The sequence below is a fragment of the Actinoplanes sp. NPDC049316 genome (assembly GCF_040677315.1).
Taxonomy (GTDB): Bacteria; Actinomycetota; Actinomycetes; order Mycobacteriales; family Micromonosporaceae; genus Actinoplanes.
Genome location: NZ_JBFAQM010000005.1, coordinates 241,033 through 265,859, shown reverse-complemented (window position 1 = coordinate 265,859; position 24,827 = coordinate 241,033). Strand labels below are relative to the sequence as shown.

1 protein-coding gene (running past one end of the window) is annotated in these 24,827 nt (G+C 73.6%); it reads left to right on the top strand.

What is annotated here, in order from left to right:
- Positions 1-24,827, top strand: the 3' portion of a protein-coding gene (locus AB0K03_RS10495) for a toxin glutamine deamidase domain-containing protein (RefSeq protein ID WP_364682851.1). The gene continues 2,974 nt to the left of window position 1, outside the view; 24,827 of the gene's 27,801 nt are visible here — the last part of the coding sequence; the start codon falls outside the window, past its left edge; it ends in the stop codon at positions 24,825-24,827.

Genomic DNA, 24,827 nt, shown 5'->3' with positions numbered 1-24,827 from the left:
CCACCCAAACCACCTGGTCAACCACCACCTCCGACCTCGACATCGCCCACGAAGCCGCCCACCTACTCGGCCTACCCGACGAAGCCCGCGACACCGGACCCCACCCCCGCGTCCTCAACCGCCACGAACCCAGCGACACCTCCCTCATGTCGGGCACCTCACCCGACCTCCACAACCGCCACCTCGACCGCATAGCCGAAACCGCAGCCGCAGCACTGCCACCAGACCGCGGCGACCTGCCCCCAACACCCACCCTCGTCGACCACGACCTCGACCCCGACGCCCTCGGCAGCCGCCCCGCGCCGCCCCCACGGGTCGCCGGCGGCACGAACCCGGCGTTCGACGCGCTGGTGAGCCGGCAGCGGCGGGTGGACTCGGGGACGTACCGGGCGGTGCGCAACGAGCTGATCGACCGGAACGCGCCGATCGGCTTCGTGGTGAACACCATGGTGCCCGCGCACGAGGTGCACCGGCTGCCCGCCGTGATCGCGGCCATGACCCAGGGTCTGCAACCGGGCACGCGGGTCGCGTTCGTCGTCGGGGTCAACACCACGAGTGCGCAGCCCGACGCCGCATTGCAGACCGCCGTCAATCAGGCGGTGCAGCTGGCTCAGACGTTGCCGTACCCGGTCGCGATCGCGGGGCATGCGGTGGGCCGGTCGTCCGCGGGATTCCCGTTCGGCCGGGCCCGCAACGCCGTCCTGAATTCACGGGAAACGACCTCGGCGGTGGAGGCGCTCACCGCCCGTGGCGCGTACCCGTACGTGTCCTTTCAGGATTTCGACACTGGAGCGCGCACCACCGAATCGGGCGCGCACGTGTTCGACGCGTTCCAGCAGCGCACCACCGCCGACGACTCCAACCCGGATCCGCGCCCGGTGCGGCCGTTGATGATGACCGGTGGGTACCGGGTCGGGTCCTCGCAGGCATTGATCGCGGATACCCGGGCGCGACTGATGCAGGAGCTGGAAAACGAGAGCAACAGCGGCAAGCGCACCAAGCTGCGCGAAGCGATCGCCCGCCTCAACCACCCAGGCAATGCCACGGACTTCGTCAACCGGTTCCGCAACGCGGTGCGCGACGACATGCAGACCCGCGACCGGCAGGCGCAGATCCACCCCCTGCTTCCGTACGCGCCGGAGCCGAACCTGTTCGTCGACGGACTCCTGGCCCTGGGCGACAGCACCGTGCAGTTCGGCGACGGCGGCGCCGAGTTCGGACAGCTCGGCATCAACCTGCAGCGCGCCTACGCCCGCGAGCTCGCCCAGGACTACGGCTTCTCCGACCTGCGTCAACTACCCAGAGAGATCCTCGACGGACAACTGCAGGTCGACTCCCAGAACAACCGGCACGAGGTCCGCGGCCAAGCATTCCTCGTCGACTACGCGCAGGCGGCCGTCCCGACAGACCTGTCCCGGCTGGCCGCCGATGTCATCACGAAGATCCCGCCCTCCGACACCGACATGTCGCGTCGGGTACGGCAGTCGCACACCACCATGCAGACCGTCGCCGACCGGTTCTTCGGCTTCGACGCGAACAGCGACCAGCGCGGCGGACCCTCCAACGCCCGCGCCGCCAAACGCGGGATCAGCCTGTCGGCCTACCCCGACACGTACGGCGCCCAGCCCGATCCTTACAACCGGCCCACGTACCATCCCGCCGCGTCGTCGTACTACTACCCGGCGCCCTCAGCCCCCGCCGTGCCCGCCTCGTTCGCCCCCACACCGTCGTGGGCGTCGACGCTTACCCCGAGCCAGAGCAACAGCCTCGGCGGCCGCAAACACAACACCCTCAACCCCGCGTTGTCGCTCAACGTCCCGGGCACCGGCAGCAGCATGGGCTTGCCGCCCGACCAGAAGGTCTACGCCGCACGCCAGCTCACCCTGACGAACAACGCGAACACGATCCGGCAGGACTTCGCCAACGCCGCCGACACCGTCAACCAGGGCGGCGTGCACATCAGCCGCGCCTCCATCTACGCCGCCATCGCCGACCAGACCAACCTCACCGCATCCGACATCCGCAACCGCACCCTGCAAGCCGGCCTCAACGCCAGCCCCGACCTGCTCGAACAACTCGCCGAAAGCCGCCGGAACGAACCGTACGCCTACGGGCACTTCGTCATCGCCGCGATCGCGCCGCGCCGGGCCTCGTCGCCGGACGCGGAGACCTCCTCGACGGAACGCCGCCAGCAGCGCGCCGCCGACGATGTCGTGCTCCGCCTGATCGCCCAGGACCTCCGCGTCACCGTCGAGGTTCAGGACGGTCCGAACACGACCACCTTCCGGCCCTCCGACTCCACCGGGACCGTCCGCCTCCGCCGCTCCCGCGACGCCTACGGCCGGCTCACATACGCCAGGGTGGCCGCGCCGTCCGCCGCGACCGGCAGCTACGCGCCCGGCTTCGGCGCCACAGCCACCGACAGCGACGTCGACATGGCGGACGCGCCGGAGACGCCGTCCACCGGCGACGTGGAGATGGCCGACGATCCCGGCTCGCCCCTCAGCGACGACGTCGAGATGATCGACCGCCCCGATGGCCCCGCGCCGACGATGCACGGAGAGGAGATCGGCCTCGGCGCCCAACTGCGGCAGCTCGATGCGATGGCCGCCCAGCCGCACTGGGCCCCGGCCGAGCGCGCCGCCATCGAGCAGCACCGCGACCGCGTCCGCACCGAGCTGCTCGATCACATCGCCGCCACACCCGGCCCGGGCATGCCGCCGGTCATCGCCCGCAATTTCCACTCGGACCAGGCCTCCGCCAAGGACCTCGACGCCCTCGTGCGCCACCTGATCCCCGACATCGACCTGATCAATCCCGACAAGAGGAACTTCACCAACTGCCACATCACCTCGCAGATCCTCGACAGCCGGATGGCGGGCAATCCGGTGCAGAGCGCGCCCTTCGCGGGGCCCATCGCACGGCTCAGCGTCCTCGAGGACCGCATGGGCGGCAAGTTCCAGAAGCTGGGCCTTCCGCAGGCCCTGCTGTCGCACCTCGGGTCCCTGCCGCCGGGCTCGCGCGGTCTCGTCGCCTACGAGTTCTCGAAGAAGAACGGTCACGTCTTCAACGTGGTCAAGCTCGCATCGGGGCACGTCGTCTTCCTCGACGGCCAGAGCGGCAAGCTGGCCGGCGCACCCGACCAGGCCGAGAACCCGGTCTACCACTTCATGCCCACGCACGTACCCGGGCAGATGTCGATCAGCAAGCCGTACCGGCCGGACGTCGCGGCCACCGGAACCGCGCCGCCGACCGACCCCGACCCGGACGGGGACGTGGTGATGTTCGGCGGGCCCGGCCGGCCGGACCCGGTCGTCGCCCAGGCGCGGGTACGGCAGTTCCTCCAGGACCCGAACCAGCCCGACCTGGCGGTCTACATCGACAAGGCCACGAACTCCGGGCACGTCGCCGCCGGCATGATGCTGATCGACTCGCTGCGCCACCAGGGCTACCGGCGGCCGATCCGGGTCATCATGTCCGCGGGTACGCGTGACGCGCTCGCCCGGATGGCTCCCGGCGGGCTGGCGGCGTACGGAACCCGGCAGGGCCTGTCCTTCGACGTCCGGCCGGAGTTCGAGGCCGGCGAGGTCGAGCCGGGGCCCCGGCTGCTGGACTCGCGGGGCCGGCCCGCCACGGTGCTCGTCCCGGCCATCGACCACATCAGCGACAGCGACGCGCAGCGCGACTTCCTGTCCTACCTGGGCGCGGACAAGGCGCTGGTCATGCAGCCGTTCGCGTGGAAGCTCGGCCGGCGGATGCTGCTCGAGCGCGGCCCCGGCGACACCCTGCGCAGCACCGACCTCAGCTCGGCCATCGATCCCTTCGCCGTCTACAACTACCCGGTTCCGCCGCCGTCCGAGGCGCTCGCGGAGATCAACCGTTCGGTGCCCGACCCGGTCGTGGCGCGCACCCTGACCGCCCTGGTCAGCAGGGCGCAAAACGGCCGGACCGAGGTCATGCCGGTGCAGGTTCCCGCGGAGCCCGCCGAGGTCATGCCGGTCTACGGATTGCACCGCACGGGCTTCGCCACCGAGGTCTCCGCGGCCCGTCAGCTCGCGGCGGGCGTACGGGCGGCCAGGCTCGGCAAGCCGGCCGTCGTGCTGCTGCTGGGCAACCCGCGCCTGCCCGAGGCCAAAACCGTTCCGGGCATCCGGTACGCCCGCGCCGACGACCCCGGCGCCGCCGCCGCGGTCGAGTCGCTGGCGCCCGGCGAGGTCCTGATCCTGCGTACCGGCAACCTGCCGCAGTCCGTCTTCACCCAGCTCTACCAACAGGGCACCCTCCCCGCCGTGCTGGAGGGCGCCAACACCGCCAACCTCGCGCAGCTGATCCATCGGCCGTACCTGAACCTGCGCGAGTACCTGCCGCAGCTGAACCCGGATTCGGACATCACCCAGTTCCCCGGCACCGGCGACCCGCGCGCCGACGAGACCGCGATCGCCGAGCTGAACGCGGCCCAGCGGGCGATCACGAAGGACACGATGGAGGTCCTCGACGTCACCGAGGACCCGGCATACGCGGCGTACGAGACCGTGCACACCGCCCGCGAAGTGCTGCGGTCGTTGCAGGCGATCCCCGCCGGCGACCGCGTGCTCACCTTCGACGAGGTGGACCGGCTCCGCCGAGCGTTCGGCGACGACGCCGCGCTGAAGGCCGTGATCCGCGCGAATGGCGGTCCGGCCCGGCTCAGCCTCGACGACTACGGGATGTCGATCCCGCTGCCGCAGCCGCTCCTCGATGCGCTCAACGCGGAGCTGGACACGATCGGTGACCGGCATGTCGCCGCGCTCCGCGAGGCGCTGGAGGCCATCGAGCCGGACCCGCGGGCCACCCAGGTGATCGCCCGGACCATCGCCGCGCTGACCACGGATCCGGACAGCGCCCAGGCCGCGTACTTCAACCGGCTCTGGAGCCGGGTCACCGGCCCGCAGCGGGATCAGCTGACCCAGGCCCTCTACCAGCTCATCCCGGGCCCGGTCACGCTCGGCGGCGCCGAGTCCGGAGCCCCGCCGGTGGCCGCCGTCACCCGCGCCGCCGACGGCACCTGGCTCGCCGACGGCAACCCCCTGGTCATCCGTACGCTGCCGGGCGAGCGGCCCGGCATCGCCCTCGTCTCCGACCGCGAGTGGCAGACGATCGGCGACCGTCCTCCGCTGCCCCCGGGCGCGGCCACCGCGGTGGTGGTGCACGGCGCCGGCGAGGTCGTGTACGCCCCGGTGCGCCACCCGGACGGCAGCACCACCACGGTCGCGCTCAGCCCCGGCCAGCTCGCCCAGGTGGTCGGCTCCCCGGGAACGCCGTTGGCCCTGGCCGCCTGCAACACCGGCAGCCTCGCCGGCGGTTTCGCGCACCAGCTCGCCGGCGCCCACCGTAGCGACGTCCTGGCCCCGCAGACCAGCCTCACCGCCGATCCGAACCTGTCCTCCGGCGACCTCGTGACCGAGCGCGAGGAGTCCTGGCTGCTCTTCCCGCCGGATGCCGTGGACGACACGGGCTTCGACGTGCTCAACGACGTGCGGCCGTTCGACGGGATCAGCGCGGGCACGGACACCTTCGGCAACGATGTGGACGCCGTACCGCCGCTCACCCGGGCGCAGGACCCGGCCGCCTGCGTCACCTCGCTGCGCCGCTTCGCCGGCGCGCGGCACCCGGAGGGCCTGAAGACGACCCGGGCCCGCGACGACCTGGACGCCGGTACGCGAACGGTCCTCCCCGGGATCTCGGACCGGCAGTGGCAGCCGACCAGTACCTGGCAGCACATCGACGCGGCCCTGCGGGACAGCGTGCCCGGCACCACGGCGTACGTGCTCATCGGGAAGCCGGGCGACGTCGGGCATGCCGTGGTGGCGCATCGCGACGAGCACGGCATCCGCTACGCCGACCTCAACCGGCCACCGGGTTCCCGGGTCCGGCCCGCCTCGCAGCTGCCCCCGCCGGTCGACGCGCGGGTGCTCGTCGTCGCCCCGGACGGTCAGGTGCAGGACGCCGCCGTGGCACCGTCGGCGCCGACGACCGCGCAGGCCCTGGTCGACGCGCCCGCCGCCGACCGGGAGGGCACCCGCCTCGGCGCGATCGGCATCGAGGTGGAGGGCCGGCGCCACCAGTTCGTCGGCGCCGACGGCCTGGGCTACGGCGACGTCCTGGTCAGCCGCGACGACGGACTGGTCGAGATCAAGATCGACAACTACCAGCCGCGGGGCGCCGACGGCCGGCCGCTGCGCGAACCCAAGGCGTCGATCGGTGAGTCCGTCGGCGCGCCGAGCAAGGTGCTCGCCCGAGAGAACCGGGCGGCACGCCGCCGGGTCACCCGCCTCGTGGCGGAGAGCAACCGCCGGCTCGACGGGGTTCCGGAGGGCGAGGAGAAGTCCCTCGCCGAGCTGTTCCCCGCCGCCGAGGGCTGGAAGATCGCGCCCGAGGCCGCCGAGGTGCGGGTCCGCGGCCGGATCCTCAACCCCAAGAGCGAGCCGTACACCCAGTTCACGATCGGCGTGCCGCTCGCCCGGTCGGCGCAGTTCATACGTCACATCGCCGACGGGTCCGCCCGGCTGCCCATGACCGGGGCCCTGCGCAGCCGCCGCGCGATCATGGAGGACGGCCTGCAGCTCGCCGACGGGGTCCGCGACCGGTACCGGGCCTGGGCGGGCCCGCAGGCTGACGACCGGGACGCGGACGAGATCGCGGGACTCATGTCCATCGTGTACCCGCACGTCGCCGCGCTGCTCTTCACCGACATCCACAAGCTCCTCGACCAGCCCGCCCGGTTGATGAAGAGCTACCTGGGCGTCGCCTCCCGCGCGTCCCTCAACGGTCTGCACTCCACCCTGTCGCCGAAGGCCAAGGAGTTCCTGGAGGAGCACGCCGACGACATCCGTACCGCGGTGCAGCAGCAGTTCCTCGCGGCGGTCGCCGACCAGCCCGCCATCATGCAGGTCCTGCGGGACAACGACCGGATCGACGACGACGGCGACCCCGACCTGCTGTTCGCGACGGCCGGCAGCGACGGGACGGTGGACGTCGGGCAGTACCTCGACAACGCCCTGTACGAGTACGGCAAGTACGACATCCCGTACGTGGACCAGGAACTGTTCCTGTCGACCCACTTCGACGGCCCCGACTCCAACGACGGCGTCCTCGCCGACCGGCCGCTGGCTCAGCTCGAGGTACGGGCGTACAAGGCGCATCAGGACCTCGACGGAATGATCCGCACCATCGACGATCTCTCCCAGGTCGTCGTCGGCTACGACCGGGAGCTGGGACCGGTCGACGTGCCACGCGTGGCGACTCAGGCCGAGTCGCGGATGGCGGCCCTGGACGCGGCGGCCGACCGGATCAACCGCCTGACCGAGGGCATCAGCAGCGAATCCGTGCCGGGCTGGACCTCCGCGGCCGCGCAGGCGGACGAGATCGTCGCCTACGCCCGGCAGGTCCGCAGCGGTCTCACCCAGCAACGGTTGGAAGCGCAGAACGCCGTCAGCCCGTTCATCCAGCGGATCTCCTCCGCCCAGCACACCCAGTACGAGGTGGTCCGGCGGGTCGTGGCCGCCGCCCGTGCCACCGTGCCCGATCCCGCGGCCGTACGACAGCTCGAGGAGCTGGCCGACCGGTTCGCCGAGGTGTCCCACACCGCGGTGCAGAGCCGCCACCTGACCACGTCCGCCATGCATGACGCCATCTCGGTGTCTCACCGGCTCTACGACGAGACGGTGAACGCGAGCGACATGGCGGACACCGCCGCACGGCAGCTGCGCCGGCTGAGCGAACTCCGCGGCGAACTGGAAGCGCACGCCGCCCGCGCCGCCGACCTGAGGCGCGAGGCCGCCCCGGCCGTGGACCGGGCGCGAGCCGGCGTCACGCCGCAGGAGGCCGTCGCGGCGTTGCACCAGGTGAACACCCTGGTCGACCAGGCCCGCCGCCTCGACACCGAGGCGCAGGAACAGGTGGCCGACATGGCGGACGCCGCCGGGCGTCACGGCCGGATCCCGCTCTCCACGCTGGCCGCCGACGCCGTCGCCGAAGTGCACCGCCTGGACGGCCGCATCCGGGACATCACCGCGCGCATCGCAGCGGTGCACGAGGCGTACGCGACGACGACCGAGGCGATGCGCCGCACGGAGGGGTGGAACCGTGCTTCCCGCGAGGCGGCCGACCGGGTGCTGCGCACCGCGGAGGCGCTGGGGATCGACTCCGCCGCCCACCTGCAGGCGGTGAGGGCGGCCCGGAGGCCGCGGCGGATTCCGATCACGCGGCCGCCGGCCGGCTCGTCGTCCTCCCCGGCCGGTGGCACGGCGATGGCCGCCCCGGCCGCGGAACCAGAGCCGGGATCCAGGCGCTTCTACGACCTCGACGAGGTCGACGTCGTGGTGATGCGCAAGCCGGGGGATCACTCCGGGCGGCCCGGCCCGGTCATCGGCGTGGGCTTCCCGACGCGTAAGGGCGACCGCCGCCTCTTCGACACGATGACCGCACTCGACGACGCGCCGTCCGAGCACTACGTGCAGGAGCCGGCGGCCGGCACGCAGGACGGCCCGAAGACCGTCCCGGTGCCGTGGGGCGGCCGGGCCGGGCTCGGCGACCGCAGCATGTTCTTCGTCCAGGCGCACGCCACACCGGGCACGTTCGCCATCCGGCTCAAGGGCCGCGACGGTACGCCACCCCGCGTGGTCCACGTCGACGGTGAACAGCTCGAGCACCTGGTGCACCAGACCCGCGCGGTGGAGCAGAGCCGGTCCGGCAAGCAGTCCCCGCTGATGTTCCTGTCGTGCTCGGCGGCTCAGCTGCAGGAGCGCGGCGGCGCGGTGTTCGACTTCCTGCGCAGCGCGGCGACGAAGCGGGGGCACCTCGGCGAGGCGTACGGCGCCACCGAGACGCTGCACGCCGGGAACCCGATCCGGGTGGCGAACGGCGGCCGGATCGTCCAGTTCGCCAACCCGCACCCGGGCGCACCGGCCGTACCGGCGGTCGCGCCGGTTCCGCAGGACGCGGCCTCCACCGGGACGGCGACTGCGGAGCGGGACTCCGCCATGGGCCGGCAACCGCTGCCTGCCGCCCCGATCGCCGCCGGCCTGATGGTGGCCGATCCCGACGACGCGGACCTGATCCTCCAGGGCGAGCAGCATCCTGCGAACAACGACCGGTACGCCGTCTTCGGCCACGACACCACGTTCGGGCCGGGGCGGGGCCGGATGACCGCCCGGGAACTCGCCGGCCTGATCCGCCGGGACCGCCGCTGGAACAACCGGCCGATCGTCCTGATGGTCTGCGACTCCGGAGTGGACCCGGACCACGGTTTCGCCGCCGAGCTGGCACGGGAGCTGCCCGGCATCCCGATCTACGCCCCGCGGGGCACCGCCTGGGTCACCACGGACGGCCACTCCCTGGTGACGACCGATCGCGCGGACGATCGCGGCCGCCCCGTCCTCGGCGAGATCACGCAGGACACCCGCTTCCGGCGGTTCCTGGCACCCGCGACCGCGCCGGGGCAGCCGGCCGGGGCCGTCACGGTCACGGACATGCCGTACCTGCTCAGCGCCGACGCCGACCTGGGTGACGTCAACCACGCCTCCTATGCCCGGTCGATCGGCGCCATCGCGCAGAACGCGCGCGAGACGGCCGACACGATGTCCCGCGCGCTCGAACCGCAGATCCGGGCCATCGACCCGGTGCTGGCCATGACGGCCCGGGCGGAGCGGGTCGCCCGGGACGCCCAGGCCCTGGCCACCGGTCTGCGCGCCCTCACGGACGACCTCCAGGACAGCCACAGTGGACTCGGCGCGCGGGTGGCCGACATCTGGACCCAGGCCCGCTCCGCCGAGCGCGCCGCGGATCTCGCCGACGCCCGCCATCCGGACACGAGCGCCGCCCGTGATCTGCGCCGGCGCGCGGTCGCCCTGCGGGCCCAGGTCCGCGCCACCGACCGGCCGGTCCGGGAGTCGCTGGCCGAGGCGAACGCCCTGCTTCCGGCCGTCTCCGACGTCCAGCGCCGCGCCGAGCGCGCTGAGGCGCTCGCCGGCGACGCGTACGCGCTGCTGGAACGGCTGCGCGACTACCGTGCCGACTTCGCCGACCTCACCACCCGGAGCGCGGCCACGGCGGCCCGGGCGGAGGCGGCCCTGGCCGAGGCGCAGGCGCTGCGCAACGCGCCGCCCGCCACCGATCCGGACCACCTCCGGCTGGCGAGGGCGTACCTCGAGGGCCGCCTCGCGAACGAGGACATGATGGTGGACCGGCGCGTCTCGCCGGATGTCGAGTCGGCGTTCCTGCGCGAGATCGGCGACGTCGGCGCCCGGGCGGCCCAGCTCGAGCGGGCCCTGGACGAGGCCGAGGCGAGGCTGGACTCCGCGCAGCGCCGGGAGCAGCAGGCCGTCCAGGCACACGCCGAGGCCGTGAGCCACCTCGACGTGGCGCACGACCGGCTGACCGCCGTCGAGGTGGCCTCCACCGAGACCCTGGACCTCGCCGCCGACCTCGGCGTCGACGAGTCGCCGCAGGCCTCCGACGACGACCTCGATCCCCCGTCCGACCTTCTCGTCGAGGCCGGCGACGACGCCATGTCGGCCACGCCGGCACCCATCGAGCCGGCGCCGCGGACGTCCCGGTTCGTCGAGGAGTTCGAGCCGATCGGCACGGCGCTCACCACCGACGGCGACATCGCGCTGCCGTCACCGGAATGGGTCCGCGCGTCGCTGCCGGCGTACCTGAGGGAGAGCCGGACCCTCGGCATCGCCGAGCAGCTGCACCCGACCGTGGGGGCGAACCTGGTCGAGATGGTGCTGCGGACGTTCCCCGGCATCGACCCGGAGAGCCTGCGAGGGCTGACCGAGGCCACCCGGCAGGAAGTCGACCAGTTCCTCGGTGAGAACCGCCCATGGCCGGTGACGTTCAACGGCAAACCGGCCGAGCTCGACGTCAACGGCGTGTTCGATGTGGACGCCCTCACGGTGATCCCGCCGGAGGGCACCGACCCGGTGTCCGGGCGGACGACCACCGAGGGCACGACCCGGCACTCCCTACGCCACGCCCGCGCCGACCACATCGAACCGAAGGCGACCGTCACCGCCGTTCCCGGCGTGGTCGCCGGCATCGGCGCGCATCTGCCCACCCAGCCGGCCACCACCCGCTCCGCCGCCCAGGAGACCCGGTTCACCACCACAACCACGGTGGAGCTGACCGAACGCGTCGACATCCGGGTGCCGATCACTTTCCGGGCGAGGCTGCGGACCGCCGACGGCACGCCGGTGAGCGCGGACGGCGTCGACACCGCCGTCGCCGACGGGACGGTGGCGCTGCGCGTACCGATGGGTCTGAAGAAGCCGCAGCCGCTGCCCGAGCTGACGGCGGACACCCCGCCGCTCGACACCGCGCCGCCGAAGCGGTTCGCGGTGGAGAGCGTCGTGACCGAGCCGGCCGGCTCGTCGTACTTCGCGCAGGTCGAGGCGATCCTCGCCGAGCAAGGGCTGGCCGACATCACGCGGATCGGCGCGCCCGGCCGCGAGGTCCTCCAGGAGTTCCTCTCCTCGGGCACCTTCTCGGCGAACCTCGGCAAGATGGTCGTCCACGACCCGACCGACGAGAACCGGGGCTGGCTCACCTCCCCGCCGCTGCTGCGCTCGCCGGCCCGCGGCTGGCGGCGGCTGTTCCCCGGCCGGGACCGGCAGCTGCAGGTGCGCCTGGTCGCCCGGCAGGTGCAGGTCGTGGAGACGGTCGACGGCGCCACGCACGTCGACACCTCCGGTTTCGCCGGCGAGAACGTCGACCGCACCACCGCCGACCGGCCCGTCACTTTGTGGGGCCTGGCCGGCGCGGGCATCGACATCCCGCCGCTGAGCCTGATCGTCGCGCCGAAGGTGTCCGGCGGCCGCTCCGGCAACGCCGCGCAGCAGATCAAGGAGGAGACGAGCACCCGTCAGACGCTGACTGCCAAGGGCCCGGCGGTGCGTTACGAGACCGTGTACGAGTTGCAGGTCCGGCCGCTCGGGCAGAAGCCGCGGACGCTGGCCGGCACCGTGCGCACCCTGCAGTGGACGACCCGGGACCGGGTCAAGGACACCGCGCTCGACCCGGATCGGGACAACGCGACCTGGCACGGCCGGCGGGGCAGGGAACGTACGCACTACGCCCCCGCGCACATCGAGAGCGGCGAAAGCTTCGGCGGCGCGTACATCGAGGACGTCGGCGGCGCGGACCGGATCTACGAGGCGCTCGTGAACGCCCTGCAGTCCGTGCCCCACTCGTTCAGCTACACCCTGGACACCGACGCGTTCCTGCGTACCTTCGGCGACCGGAGCCTGGCCAAGGGCCTCACGGAGGCGGTGCAGGCCATCCTCGCCCGGGACTCCTCCGCCCGCGCCCACTTGTCCGGACGCCACCTGCGGTACCTCCTGGACCGCATCGTGGGTCCCGGGCTGGAGTTCCCCCTGGTCCGCAACGGCGCGCTGGAAACGAACACGGAACTGGTGACGATCAAGGGGACGCTCGCCGAACTCTCCGACGGCGAGCTGAGCGACCGGGGCTCGCTGACCACCGACCACAAGCGCAAGAACAAGACCACGACGACGACCGGGCGCGAGGGTACGCGCACCGCCGAGGTGTCCGTCGAACCGCGGATCCTGGGCCCCCTGGGCCGCGCCTTCGCCACCCTGCTCGGCGGCCCCCGGGCCACCTACGTGCGCAGCAAGGGCCAGGACATCGGGCTGGTCCAGGGCCACGTCGCCGACTCCCGGCACGGTCCGGCGCTGGCGGACGACGGTGAGTTCGCCGGTCGGCCGATGCGCGAGTTCGCCGCCACCCTGCACACCTCCGTGACGCTCACTTCCAGCGTACGGACCAGCGAGAACGCCCGCCGCCTCACGCCGGGCCGGCCCGGCCGGCACCTGCCCCGGCTGATCGGCCGAGCCGACTACCGGCCGAAGGCCTTCCCGCTCACCGTCCGCATGCTGATCCCCGAGGAGCGGGTGCAGCGGCAGCCGCCGGCCCCGCTGCGCAGCGCGGGCCCGGTGGACCGGGAACGGCTCACCGACCCGGGACCGGTCAACGAGCTGAAGGGCGGCTTGCCGCTCGTGCTCGACGGCGTCCGGGTGGAGGCCGTCCGCGGCGTGGCGCACATCCAGGACGCACTCAAGGAGTCACTGGTCGAGGCGTCCGGCGACGACATCTACGCGTTCCCCGACGGGCGGAACTCGACCGTCATCGCGAACACCGTCTCGCCGGAGATGCTCACGGCCGACCCGGAGGTCTTCAGCCGGCCGGTCACCCTCAGCAACCTGGGACACGACCGCCGGGCGGCGCTCGCCATCGCCGACGCGCGGATCTCGCTTCGGCCCACGAGGGCGCGCCCGGTGCGCGACCACGCGGAGTTCGAGCGGGTCAAGAACATCCTGTCGGGCGGCACCTCGGTCAGCGCCAAGCGCGGCCGCACCTTGGGTCTCGCCTTCAGCCTCACCGGCGTCGTGGCCGGCACCGGCCGGGGTATCGACCCGGGCGGCGCGACCGCCAGCCCGAGCGGGCTCCTCGTGGCCTCGCTGACGCCGTGGCAGCGCACCTGGGGCAGCATCAAGGAGCAGGCGCTGTCCGGGATGGCGAAGGTACGGCTCACCGGCCGGCCCGAGCGGCGGATCCTGGTCGTCGCCGACCTCGAGGCGCAGCTCGCCGTGGAGGCGAAGTCCCGCACCCACCTCGACCCGCTCGGGGTGTTCCCGCAGGCGCCGACGGGCCGGGCCGGGCAGCGCCTGACCATCCCCGACGGGGTGCTGATGTGGCTGACCCCCACCCAGCTGGCCGAGCTGAACCGCCACGACGAGGAGATCCGCCGGGACCGCGACACCGAGCGGCTGCGACAGCGGCACGAAGCCGAGATCACGCGGCAAGAGGCACGCTTCGCCGCGGACCAGGAAGCCCTTCGGGCGGACCACACCCGCCGGTCGGAAGGGCTGACCCGCCGCCAGCGCGCCGAGCTGCGCGACGCCCGGGACTTCGCCGACCGCGTACGCCGGGACAACCGGGTCGGCGAACGAGACCTCCGCCGTGCGCACGCCGAGGCGCTCCAGGCGGTACGGGCGGAGGTACGCGCCGCCGGCCTCGCCGCGGACGACTGGAGCGGCATCGCGCGGATCATGAACCTGCGCCTGGACCAGGCCCGCGAACTGCGGGACTACCGGGCGAGCGCGGCGCGGCGGGAGCAGGCGGTGGCCGAGGCCGTCGCCACCCGCCCGGAGCGCCAGCACGCCGATCGGCAGGCCGAGCAGGAGCGGCAGCGCGACGAGGCGGAGCGGCTGCGGCTGGTGCAGGAGGAGCAGGACGCCGCGCGCGTGCGCCGGCAGCAGCGCGAGACCGAACTGGTCCGCGCGGCGCAGGAGGAGCGCGCCCGGCAGCACGCACGCCCCGAACCCGGCCCGGCGCCGGAGCCCACCTCGGTCATCCCGGCGCCGGTACCGGACGGCCGGCCGCCGTCGCTCGGCCTGGGCGGGGTCCTGAGCCCGGTCGACCTCGGCGACCTCGTCGGCGACCTGCGCGAGGAGATCAGCCGCCGGGTCGCGGCCGCACACGGCGACCGGCGGGGCCGGGAGGTGGCGTACGCCCTCCTGCCCGAGTCGCCGCTGGACACGCCGCACGACAACGTGCGCCTGCTCCGCACGTTCCTCGGCAAAGCCGACCACCACCTCGGCAGCGCGCTCAACGGCGGGCGCCGGCAGCCGCTGCGCCTGGAGGGACGGGTCGGTGGGCACACGTACCACGTCACGCTGACCGCCGATCTCCTCGGGCAGCCGCGCTTCGCCGGCATCGAGCACGTGTCCGAGCTGTCGGTCACCGACAGCACCGAGATCCGGGATGCGGACAGCGGCATCCGGGGGCGTACACTCGCCTCCGTCTCGCTGACCGGCCGCGGCCAGGGCGTCGTCACCGCCGACGATCCGCCGGGCGAGCCGCGGACCACCGGGCACGGCAACGCGACCGGTTTCTTCGGCGGCGGGTACGCCGGCGCCGCGGACCTCGGCGCCCGGTCCACGACGGACACCCGGCACACCACCCCGGCGTTCGAGCAGACGCTGACCACCAAGGGCCCGGTCGCCCGGTACGGCGCCGACCTGCGGCTCACCGTCACGGTCACCGGCGACCAACTGCCCGGCCCCGGCGCCACCGTGACCGCGGAGCGCTCCGTCGACCTGCACACCCATCCCGGTGACACCCGCCCGCGGCCCGTGCCCGGCCGTCCCCTGGGCCACGCGGAGCTGTCCACGCCCGTACCCGTGGATCAGCTCGGCGAGGAGGCCAGGCGGCGGTGGCGCACCGCCGAGGGCGAGCACGAGACGCTGCCCGAGCGGGGCAGGGCCGCTGTCGAGCACGTCCTGTTGCGCATGGAGGACCTGCACGCGGTCGCCCGGCAGACGCTCACCGACTCCCGCGCCGACGTGGACGAGGCCACCGAGACCGCGCTGCGCGACGGCATCACGACGACCACCGTCAGGGCCGCGCTGGAGGGCGGGATGACCGGCGGCCGCTTCGTCCTGCCGCTCCGCAAGGCGGGGCGGGACCTCGTGGTCGACGTCCGGCTGCGGCCGGTCCCCCGGTTCGCGCACGCCGACGCCCGGATCGAGATCGACGGCGACCGGGGCGAGAAGCGCGGCCGCAAGATCGAGCGCAGCAGCGGCAACACGTACGCGGTGAAGATGCACGGACCGGTCGCCGGCGGCGGGGTCAACCACCCGTCCGGCGCGAAGGACCCGGGCGAGCGCAACCAGTTCGGCGCGGTCAACGCGGCGACCTACACCGAGCAGCCGCTCTACAAGTCGGATCCGGAACGCACCCTCAAGGTCGAGAACACCCTGCCCGGCCAGGACACCACCGCCCGCCCGGAGACCGCGCCCGACGACGACCCGGTCACCCGCAGCGTCGCGTACGAGCTGGAGTTCCGGGTCATCGCCCTGGACCGGACCACGGCGGCCACGCCCCTGGCCGGCCGGCAGGTACGCATCCACGACGCCGTCACCGTCCGGATGCCGGACGCGGAGGCGCGCGCCCGCACCGGCATGGACCTGCCCCCGGCGCTGCGGGAGGCGGCGCTCGACGTGAGCCGGCGCGGCGAGGAGTGGACCGCGGCCGTCGAACGCCTCGACGCCCTGCGGACCCGGGAAGCCGCACACTTCCTCGACGTCGAGAGCGCCCAGCGGGCCGTCGACGACGCGGAAACCGCCTGGTGGGCGGCGCATCACGAGCACCAGGCACAGGTGGAGGCGGCCCGCACCGCCGACGAGGTACGCCGGACCGGCGCCGAGCTGACCCTCGACGACGTCCGGACCGTCCCGCTGCGCGACGCCCGCGGCGAGACGATCGGCGTCGGCTTCCCCAGCCGGGCCGGCGACGAGACCACGATGTCCCGCTTCGCCGCCGCGCTCGACGACGAGCCCCGGACCTACCGGCGCTTCGAGAACGACACCGACGGGGCGTACACGGACGAGCCGGCACCCTGGCGCGGCCGTCCGGTCTATGTGGACGCCCACGGCGACGCCCAGGGCATCACGGTCGAGCTGAGGTCCGGCGGCACCGTACGCCTCAGCGGCGCCGACTTCGCGCGCTTGGCGGCCCAGGCATCGGCCCTGCGCCCGGAGCGGCCCGGCTCCGCGGCGCCCGTGGTGCTGCTCTCCTGCGACACCGGCCGGATCGCGGGTCGCGGCGGCGCGGCGTACGACTTCCACCAGAAGCTGCGGCAGATCCGCGACGGGCACCGGGAGACGTACGCGGCCACCGACCGGCTGCTGACCAACCCGGCTTCGCAGGGCCGGGCCCGGATCGGCGTGGCCGCCGGCGGCCGGATCGTCGGTTTCGGCGCCCCGGCTTCCCCGCCGGCGGACGTCCCACCGGTCCGGGGCGACCGCACTTCCACCGAGGACGCCACGGTGTCGCGTCCCGCGGAGGACGTCTGGTCCGCCCGGCCGCGGGGTTCGGCGCCGCCGATCGACACCACGGTCACCCTCCAGGACGTCTACTACCACCGGATCGTCAACCGGCAGGGCGCCGTCACGGGCCTGAACTTCCCGGTGGAGACCTGGGACGACACCGAGATGGCGTACGCGAACAACGCCGCCGTCGACGGCTACTACGCCGTGCCGTCATGGCAGAGCCGCATCGGTGTCGCCGACGTCGAGGCGCCGTGGCGTCGCTTCCCCCACCTGCCGATGACCATCAACGCGCGGACGCACGGCGAGAAGTACGCGGTGATCCTGCACCGCACGCGCGGCCCGATCCGGGTGGACGGAGCCACGCTCGCGCGCATCGCGGACGAGGCCGGCATGTTCGCCGGTCCCGACGCCAAGATGACGACGACGGTCTTCTTCGGGTCGAACTCCGGCCGGCTGCGTGCACCCGGCGGCCTCGCCCACGACTTCGCCGACACGGCGTACTACCGCTACCAGGTGCAGGCCCCCGTCTTCGCGCCGGACGCCGAGACGGATCTGCGGACCATCCGCGACCGCGTGTACCTGCCGTACGACGGCCGGTTCGTGGAGTTCCAGCCGATGGCGCACGACATCGAGATCGAGAGCATCGCGCCGACGGAGCCGGACCAGGCCCCGCCGCCGCAGGCGCCGCCGGCACAGGGCCCTTCGCCGCAGGCGCCGCCCGCGCAGGACCCGCCACGGCCGGGTGAACCCGTCGAACGCCCCCGCATCGTGCACGACCGCGACGGCCGGTCGTTCGGCTTCTCGCTGGTGGCGGACCGGCGGCTCGGCGCGGAGCTGACGGCGTACGCGGACGCCCTGCACTCCGGCGACACCGACCGCGTGTACTCGGAGAACGACCTCGGCGGCGGCATGGTCGACCTGCACTCGGGGCCGGGGCCGTGGGCCGCGGAAGCCGGCCGGCCCGCCAACGCCCCCATCTTCGTCTTCCTCGAACGGGCCGCGGACGGCACCGGCTTCCGGGTTCCCGGGCCGGACGGCGGCACCACGGTGGTGACCCACCGCGGCTTGGCGCAATACCTGCACGACCAGCCCGGGTTCCGGGACCTGGACGAGTCCTCGTTCAACCGGCCCCTGGTGCTGGTGGTGCTCGGGAACTCCGCCGGGCTCACCCAGCGGGAGGCCGACGAGGTCCTGGCCGGGCAGATCGCCGCGGGTGGCTACCGCCCGGTCTACTACCCGGCGGGCAAGCGCGCCCAGATCCGCACGACCGCCCGCTCGACCGGTGGCCGCATCACCATTCAGCACGGCGCCTATCAGCTGGTCCGCGAGCCGCGGCTGAGCGACATCACCGTACGCGAGCTGCCCGGCGACCGTGGTCTGGCGCTGCCGCTGCCGGGTGATCCCGCCGACGTGACGGAAGGCAGCGAGACCACGGGTCCGTCCCGGGGCACGGCCGACTTCAGCATCGCGGTCGCGGGTGACGGCGTACGCGTGTGGGTCCAGGCCCGCCGGGGCCGCAAGCTGGAGTGGACCGGCGCGGACCTGGCCCGGGTCCTCTCCGCCCACCCGCGCCTGGCGCAGGTGCTCGCCGACGGCACGACCGGCTTCCTGCTCGCGTCGCCGCGGGCCGGGGTGCCGGACGAGACCGGCCGGGTGGGTCACGACTTCGCCGTGGGCCTGCCGATCGACCCGGAAAGGCGCTCGGTACGGGTCACGACCGGCCGGGTGGCGTGGTCGCCGGACGGCACCCTCGACGGGGTGGCGGGCAACCCGGTCCGCGTCGGGGTGCCGCAGACGGTCGCACCGGAGCCCGAGGCGCCGCCCGCTGCGCCGCCGGTGCCACCGCCCGCACCGCAGGCGCCCCCGGCTCCGCCGCCTACCGACGCGGCGGGTTACGACTCGGACAGCACGGTCGGCCCTGCGACCCCCGATGACTCGGACGACTCGGACGACTCGGACGACGAGAACGACACCGTCGGCGGCGCCGTGCCGGACGAACCGGCGGACACCGAGGACGCCGGGCCCTCGGACGCGATCCGGCCACCGGTGCCGCTGCGCGACGCCGACGGGGTCGTCTTCGGCGTCAGCTACGCGGTCGACGAGGCGAACCGGCAGGCGATCACGCAGTGGGCCGCGTCCCGGTCCTGGCGGGATCACGGCGTCTTCCTCACCTACCCGGGTCCGGCCGGCACGAGACCGGCCGGGGCGATCGCGAACTGGTCGGCGGCGCGGGGGCGGCACCCGTTCGTCGTCCACTTCGACACCTCCGACGGGCGTACGGCCACCGTGCCGGCCGGCCGGGGTGACGGCCTGCGGACGCTGACCGCCGAGGAAGCCGTCCAGCACATCCACGACACCGGGTTCCACGATCTGCGTGGGGCGGGCACGGACGCCTCGTTGGTGGTGATCTCGCCGTACGCGGGCTATCACGACACCCCCGGCAACCTCGGGCGCGACATGTTCGACGCGGCCCGCCGGGTCTTCGGCTACGCCGGTGATCTGCACGCCGCACAGACCTCGCCGGTCATGGCCGCCGAAACCCTAGGCCTCGAGTACCACGGCGACTTCACGACGTTCGTGGCCGCACCCCCGGGCTGGGTCCCGCCACCGGCCCCGGCCGGCCCGCCACCGGCCCCGGCCGGCCCGGCGCCGGCCGCTGCGGACCCGAACGACTCCGACACCGATGACGACGTCGCCTCGGTGGTCTCCGACACGCTCTCCGACCTCGGCGACGACGAGCTCTCCGACGACGAGGACGAGCAGCCGGCGGTGCCGTCCCACGTCCGGCTGGCCGACGCGCTCAACGGCCGCTACGCCACGCCGGACAAGGCGGCGGCGCCTGCTCCCGCTGCCGCTCCAGCCCCTGCGCCACCGCGGCCCGCGCAGCCGTCACAGCCCGCCCAGCCGCCCCGCGCGCCACGGCCGCCGCAGCCTTCGCGTACCCCGGCCGCGAGCGGGTCCGCCGCCCCCGCCGGTGCGCCGGCCCCGGAGCGTGGTCCCTCCAGCGTCGACGCGATCACCCTGTTCGGGGGTACGCGCCCGGCCGGCGTCGCGTTCCCCACCGCGGACGGAGAGCGCGCGCTGCGCCAGGCCGAGATGAACCTGCTCGACGCGGACCCGTCGCCGTACTACTTCCAGCACACGCGTGACGGCGGCCGCGCCGTTCTCAAGCCGTGGCCGGCCGGCACCCGGTTCTACTTCGTCATGGCCGATGCGGGCACCCAGACCTTCAGGATCAGGCCCCCCGGCAGCAGCCGCGTGATCACCGTTTCCGGCGAGCACCTCGTCCGGCTGGCCACGCAGGCCGGCGCGCTCTCGTGGCTGCGGCACGGCAGCCGGACGCCGGTCCTCTTCGTGGGCGGCAGCGGCGGCCGCATCCCGGCGGTGGGCGGCGCCGCGTTCGACTTCATGTCGGCCCTGTGGCGCATGGGCCACCGCGGCGAGGGGTACGCGGCCACCCGCCCCATGACCGTACGGTGGGACTCCACGTTCCCGATGCACGTGGCGGACAACGGCGCCCTGGTCCGCATCGAGGAGCACCCGCTGCTGCGGCCGTCGCTGGCGCCCGTGACCGACAACCTGCGGGTGGCCGACGTGCACCATCGGGTCGTCCGCAACGCGGACGGGAGCGTGCTCGTCGCCTTCCCGGGTTATGCGACCGACGATCTGAGCGCGAAGGCGACCACCGCGCTGAACGCCCACTACGTCTTGCACTACCCCGGCAAGAGCACGGACGGCAATCACCGGTACGACAAGGCCCTCTGGCGAAGCGGTCAGCAGACCCCGTCGATCGGCGTCGCCGCCGAGAGCGCCGGCACCCGCGAGGTGTACGTGTACGCCCTGGGCCGCGGCCCGGTCCGGGTGGACGGCGCCACCCTGGCGCGCCTGGTGAGCGAACTCAACGTGATGGGTGCGGCCGGCCGGCCCGTACGCGGGGTCCTGCTCTCCTCGTTCGCCTCCGCACGGAAGAAGCAGGGCGGGCTCGCGTTCGACTTCGTCACCTGGCTGGGCGACCAGGGATTCGAAGGCGAGGTGTTCGCCCCGGAGACCCAGCTGAGCTACGGGCCGCACGGCGCCGTCGTGGAGGACGACGGGGAGTTCACCCATTTCGGGTTCACCCCCGCGACGCCCACGGACGCCGCTGCGCCGTCCGCGCCGCCGCAGGGCACGGCTTCGTCCGCACCGTCGCAGTCCGCCGCGTCGTCCGCCCCGCCTCCGCAGACCGCGCCGGCGTCGTCTCCCGCGCCCTCGGGTCCGGGACGGCCGGCCCATCCGCCGACCGGCAAGCCGCGCGTCCGGGCCGTGGTCGACCCGCGTGGGCGCGCCATCGGTTTCGTGGCCGCGGCGGATCAGCGGTACCTCGACGACATCCGCGGTTTCGCCCACCAGCTCGGCGACGAGGCGCTCGACATCATCGAGGTCTCCCGCAAGGACTCGACCGGCAAGCGGACCGAGACCACCGAGTACTCGCCGTGGGGCGGTCCCCGGCCCCGGCCGGGCGGCCGTCCGCTGATGCTCTTCCTCGAGCGCGAGCCGGGCAGCGACAACTTCCTCATCGCCTCGGACAGCGGCGGCACGATCGCGGTGGCGCCCCGGGACCTGCCCCGTCACCTGGCCGACAACCCGGACTTCCGCAAGGTGGACGACTCGGCCTTCAACCGGCCGCTGGCGTTGCTGGTCGCCGAGCCGCGCAAGAACGCCGCCGAGTACGCCGACTGGATCAAGCGCGCCGCCCGGGAATTCGTCGAGGGCCAGGTCGCGGTCGGCGGCTACCGCCCCGTCTACTTCATCCCCACCGGCGTGTCGATCCACCCCAAGGGGTGGAGCATCCTGGGCACCGAGGACGGTGGCTTCGAGCTCGTCCGCAAGCCTCGGCTCGACGACCTGGTGGTGGAGACGCTGACCGGGGACCGCGGCATCGCCCTGCCGCTGCCCGGCGACCCGGCCGACGTGGCCGGTCCGGTCATCGCGGCACGGGGCAGCCGGTCCCCGGGCGACGACCTGGTGGTCGTGGCCGCGGGCACGGGCACCGAGCTGTGGGTGCCGACTCGCAACGGCCGCAAGCTGGTGGTCGACGGTGTCACCTTCGGCGAGATCGCCGCCACCCACCCGGTGGTGCGCCAGGTGCTCGACCAGGAGTCCGGCACCGGCGTCCGGCTCGTCTCGCCGAAAGCCGGCGGGCGCAACGACACCGGCCGGACGGGTTACGACTTCGCCGTCGGCCTGGGCGTCGACACGTCCGAGCGCACGATTCGCGCCGTCCGGGGGGCGACCGCGAGCCCGGCCGCGCCCGCCGTACGGGTGGCGGCGGTCCAGTCCACCGGCGTGCGCTCACTGCCGCTGAAGGGCACGGGCTACTCCGCGGAGGACATCGGCGTGATGTTCCCGACGCCGGCGCAGTACAAGTACATCCTTCCGACCGGGGTGGACAAGTTCGTCGAGGACACCGACTCGTTCCGCATCCAGCACTACGGCTCGCACACCGACACGCTGCTGCTGAGCCCGGAGCCGCCGTGGACGAACGTACGCGAGATGCCGGTGCTCGTGGCGGTGGGCTCGGACGACGGCCGGACCTTCGCCATGCGCAGCGAGGACACCGACGATCCGGTGACGCTGCCGGTCAACGAACTCGCCCGGGTGCTCGCCGCGTCGCCCGCCTTCCGGCAGGCGGCCGGCCGGTACCCGGACAAGCCCCTCCTGGTCCTGCTGCCCGGCGGCTTCTCGGCGACCCGTGCCCGGCGCGCCGCGGAGAGCCTGCGCGCGGGCCTGATCCGGCGCGGCTACTTCCGGACCCTGTACGTGGTCGCCGGCTCCGAGATGCTGCCGACCGGCCGGTTGTCGGTGCCCACCTGGTCGGCGACGCTCGAGCCCGGACCGCTGCTGCCCAAGCACGTCGTCATGCGACCCGCGTACGACCGCGACGGGGTGCTGATGGGCGTCGAGTTCCCCAGCAAGCCGGACGACGTCGCCACCGACACCCAGTACCTCTACAACACGGACAAGGGCGGCCCGCAGCAGTACAAGAGCGTCGTCCGGACCACTTCCGAGACCACCTCGACGCTGCCGCTGCGCGACCCCAAGGAGCTGCCGGACGCGCTGATCTTCGCGCACGGCTCACCGAACAGCCTGGCCATCGTGATGCGCCGCGGCGGCGACAAGTTCTCCGTCAAGGGCGACACCGTCGTGGACCTTATGCACGCCGCCGGCTATCTCAAGGCGTTCTCCCCGGACAAGTACCGGGGCTTCACCGCCATCATCTGCCTGGTCGGTACGCACAAGTGGCCGGACGGTCCGATGGCGGCCTTCGCGCGCCGGCTGCACGCCCTCGGCGACCACCGCCGGATCAACGCCGCGAGCGGTTCGGTGCTGATCGGTGCGAGCGGCACGACCGGTGTGGACGGGCTGGGCACCTACTCGTCGTACCCGGCGGCGGGCGAGATCCTGCCGGAGGACCCGTCCCTGGGCACGGTTGCCGACGAGCCGGACTTCTTCGAGCCCGGCACCCGGGTGCCGCCGTCCGTCGCCCCGGCCGCCGGCCAGTCCGGCCAGCAGCAGTCGCCGCTTCCGGCCGCGCCGCCGGGGCTCAAGCTGTCGGACGTCCGCGTCCAGATCATCTCCGACGAATCCGGCCGGATCACCGCGTTCGGCTTCCCGCTGACCGCCAGGCAGGCGGACGCCATGACGGCTGCCGCGGTCGCGGCGCGTACCTACCGGTCGTACCCGGGCGCGGCCGGCGTCGGCAGCGCCACGACCCACGACGTGCCGTGGCCGGACGGGGTGCCGCCGTTCATGCTGATGCTGACCGAGGGTCCGGCGATCCAGCTGTACCAGAAGGACGTGGGGCCGGTCACCGTCGAGCCCGAGGCCTTCGTCGGGTTGCTGGTCGACGGCGGCCTGTTCGATCTGCCCGGCGTCGGCAAGCACACGCCGATCCCGTTGTGGCTCTCGTCGGCGGGCGCGGAGCGGCGTGGCTCCGAGCCGGCCGCGCGCGTCTGGCAGGCGCTGCAAGACGCCGGTCACCGCGGTCAGGTCTTCGCGCCGACCACCGCCCTGAGCACCGGCCGGAAGGGGGCGTCGGTGCACGACAACGGCGTCTTCCGGGCGTACGGCAGCCGACCGGACCTGGCCGCGGCGAGCGGTCCGAGCACCGCGACGGTCCCGGCCGTCGACCCCGTCACGCCGTCGCGGAATCCGGCCCCGTACGCGTGGCAGCCCGGCACCGCCCACGGACCCGCGCTGCCTCCCCCGGCCCCGGCAGCTCAGCGGCCACCAGCGCCCCAGCCGGCGGCTCAACCCGCGCCTCAACCCGCGCCCCAGTCCGCGCCGCAGCTGCCGGCCCAGCCCGTGCCGCCGGTCGACCTCGACCGGATCCGCCACGTCGTGGTACGCGACAGCCGCGACGCCACCATCGGCATGGGTTTCCCGACCGGCCGCTCGGCAAGCGCCGCCGTCGCCGATTTCATCCGAGCGATCGACCGCAACCACGACCGCTACACCCGTTACGACGAGGACGGCCTCGACCCCATTAGGTCGAACACGCCGTGGGGCGGCGAGTCCGGGCTGCGTCCCGTCCGGGTGTTCTGGATCGACCTGTCCGCGACCCGCACCACGTTCCGGCTGGAGGAGTCGTCCAGGGCCGCGCATCGCGTGACGCTCGACGGCACCGGTATGGCGGACCTCGTGATGGCCTCGCGCGCCCTGCACGACTCCCGGTCCGGGCTGGCGTCCGTGGTGGTGCTGCTCGGCAGCCGCACCGCCAAGGACCAGTCGGCCGGCCACTCGGGGTACGACTTCCTCGTCCGCCTGCGCCGCTGGGGCTTCACCGGTGAGATCTACGGCATGACCGGCTACTACCACCCTCGGTCGCCCGAGTCCCCGGCGAGCGAGCGCATCGGCGTGGACGACGGCCGCCTCGTCCGCCTCGATGCGCCCTGA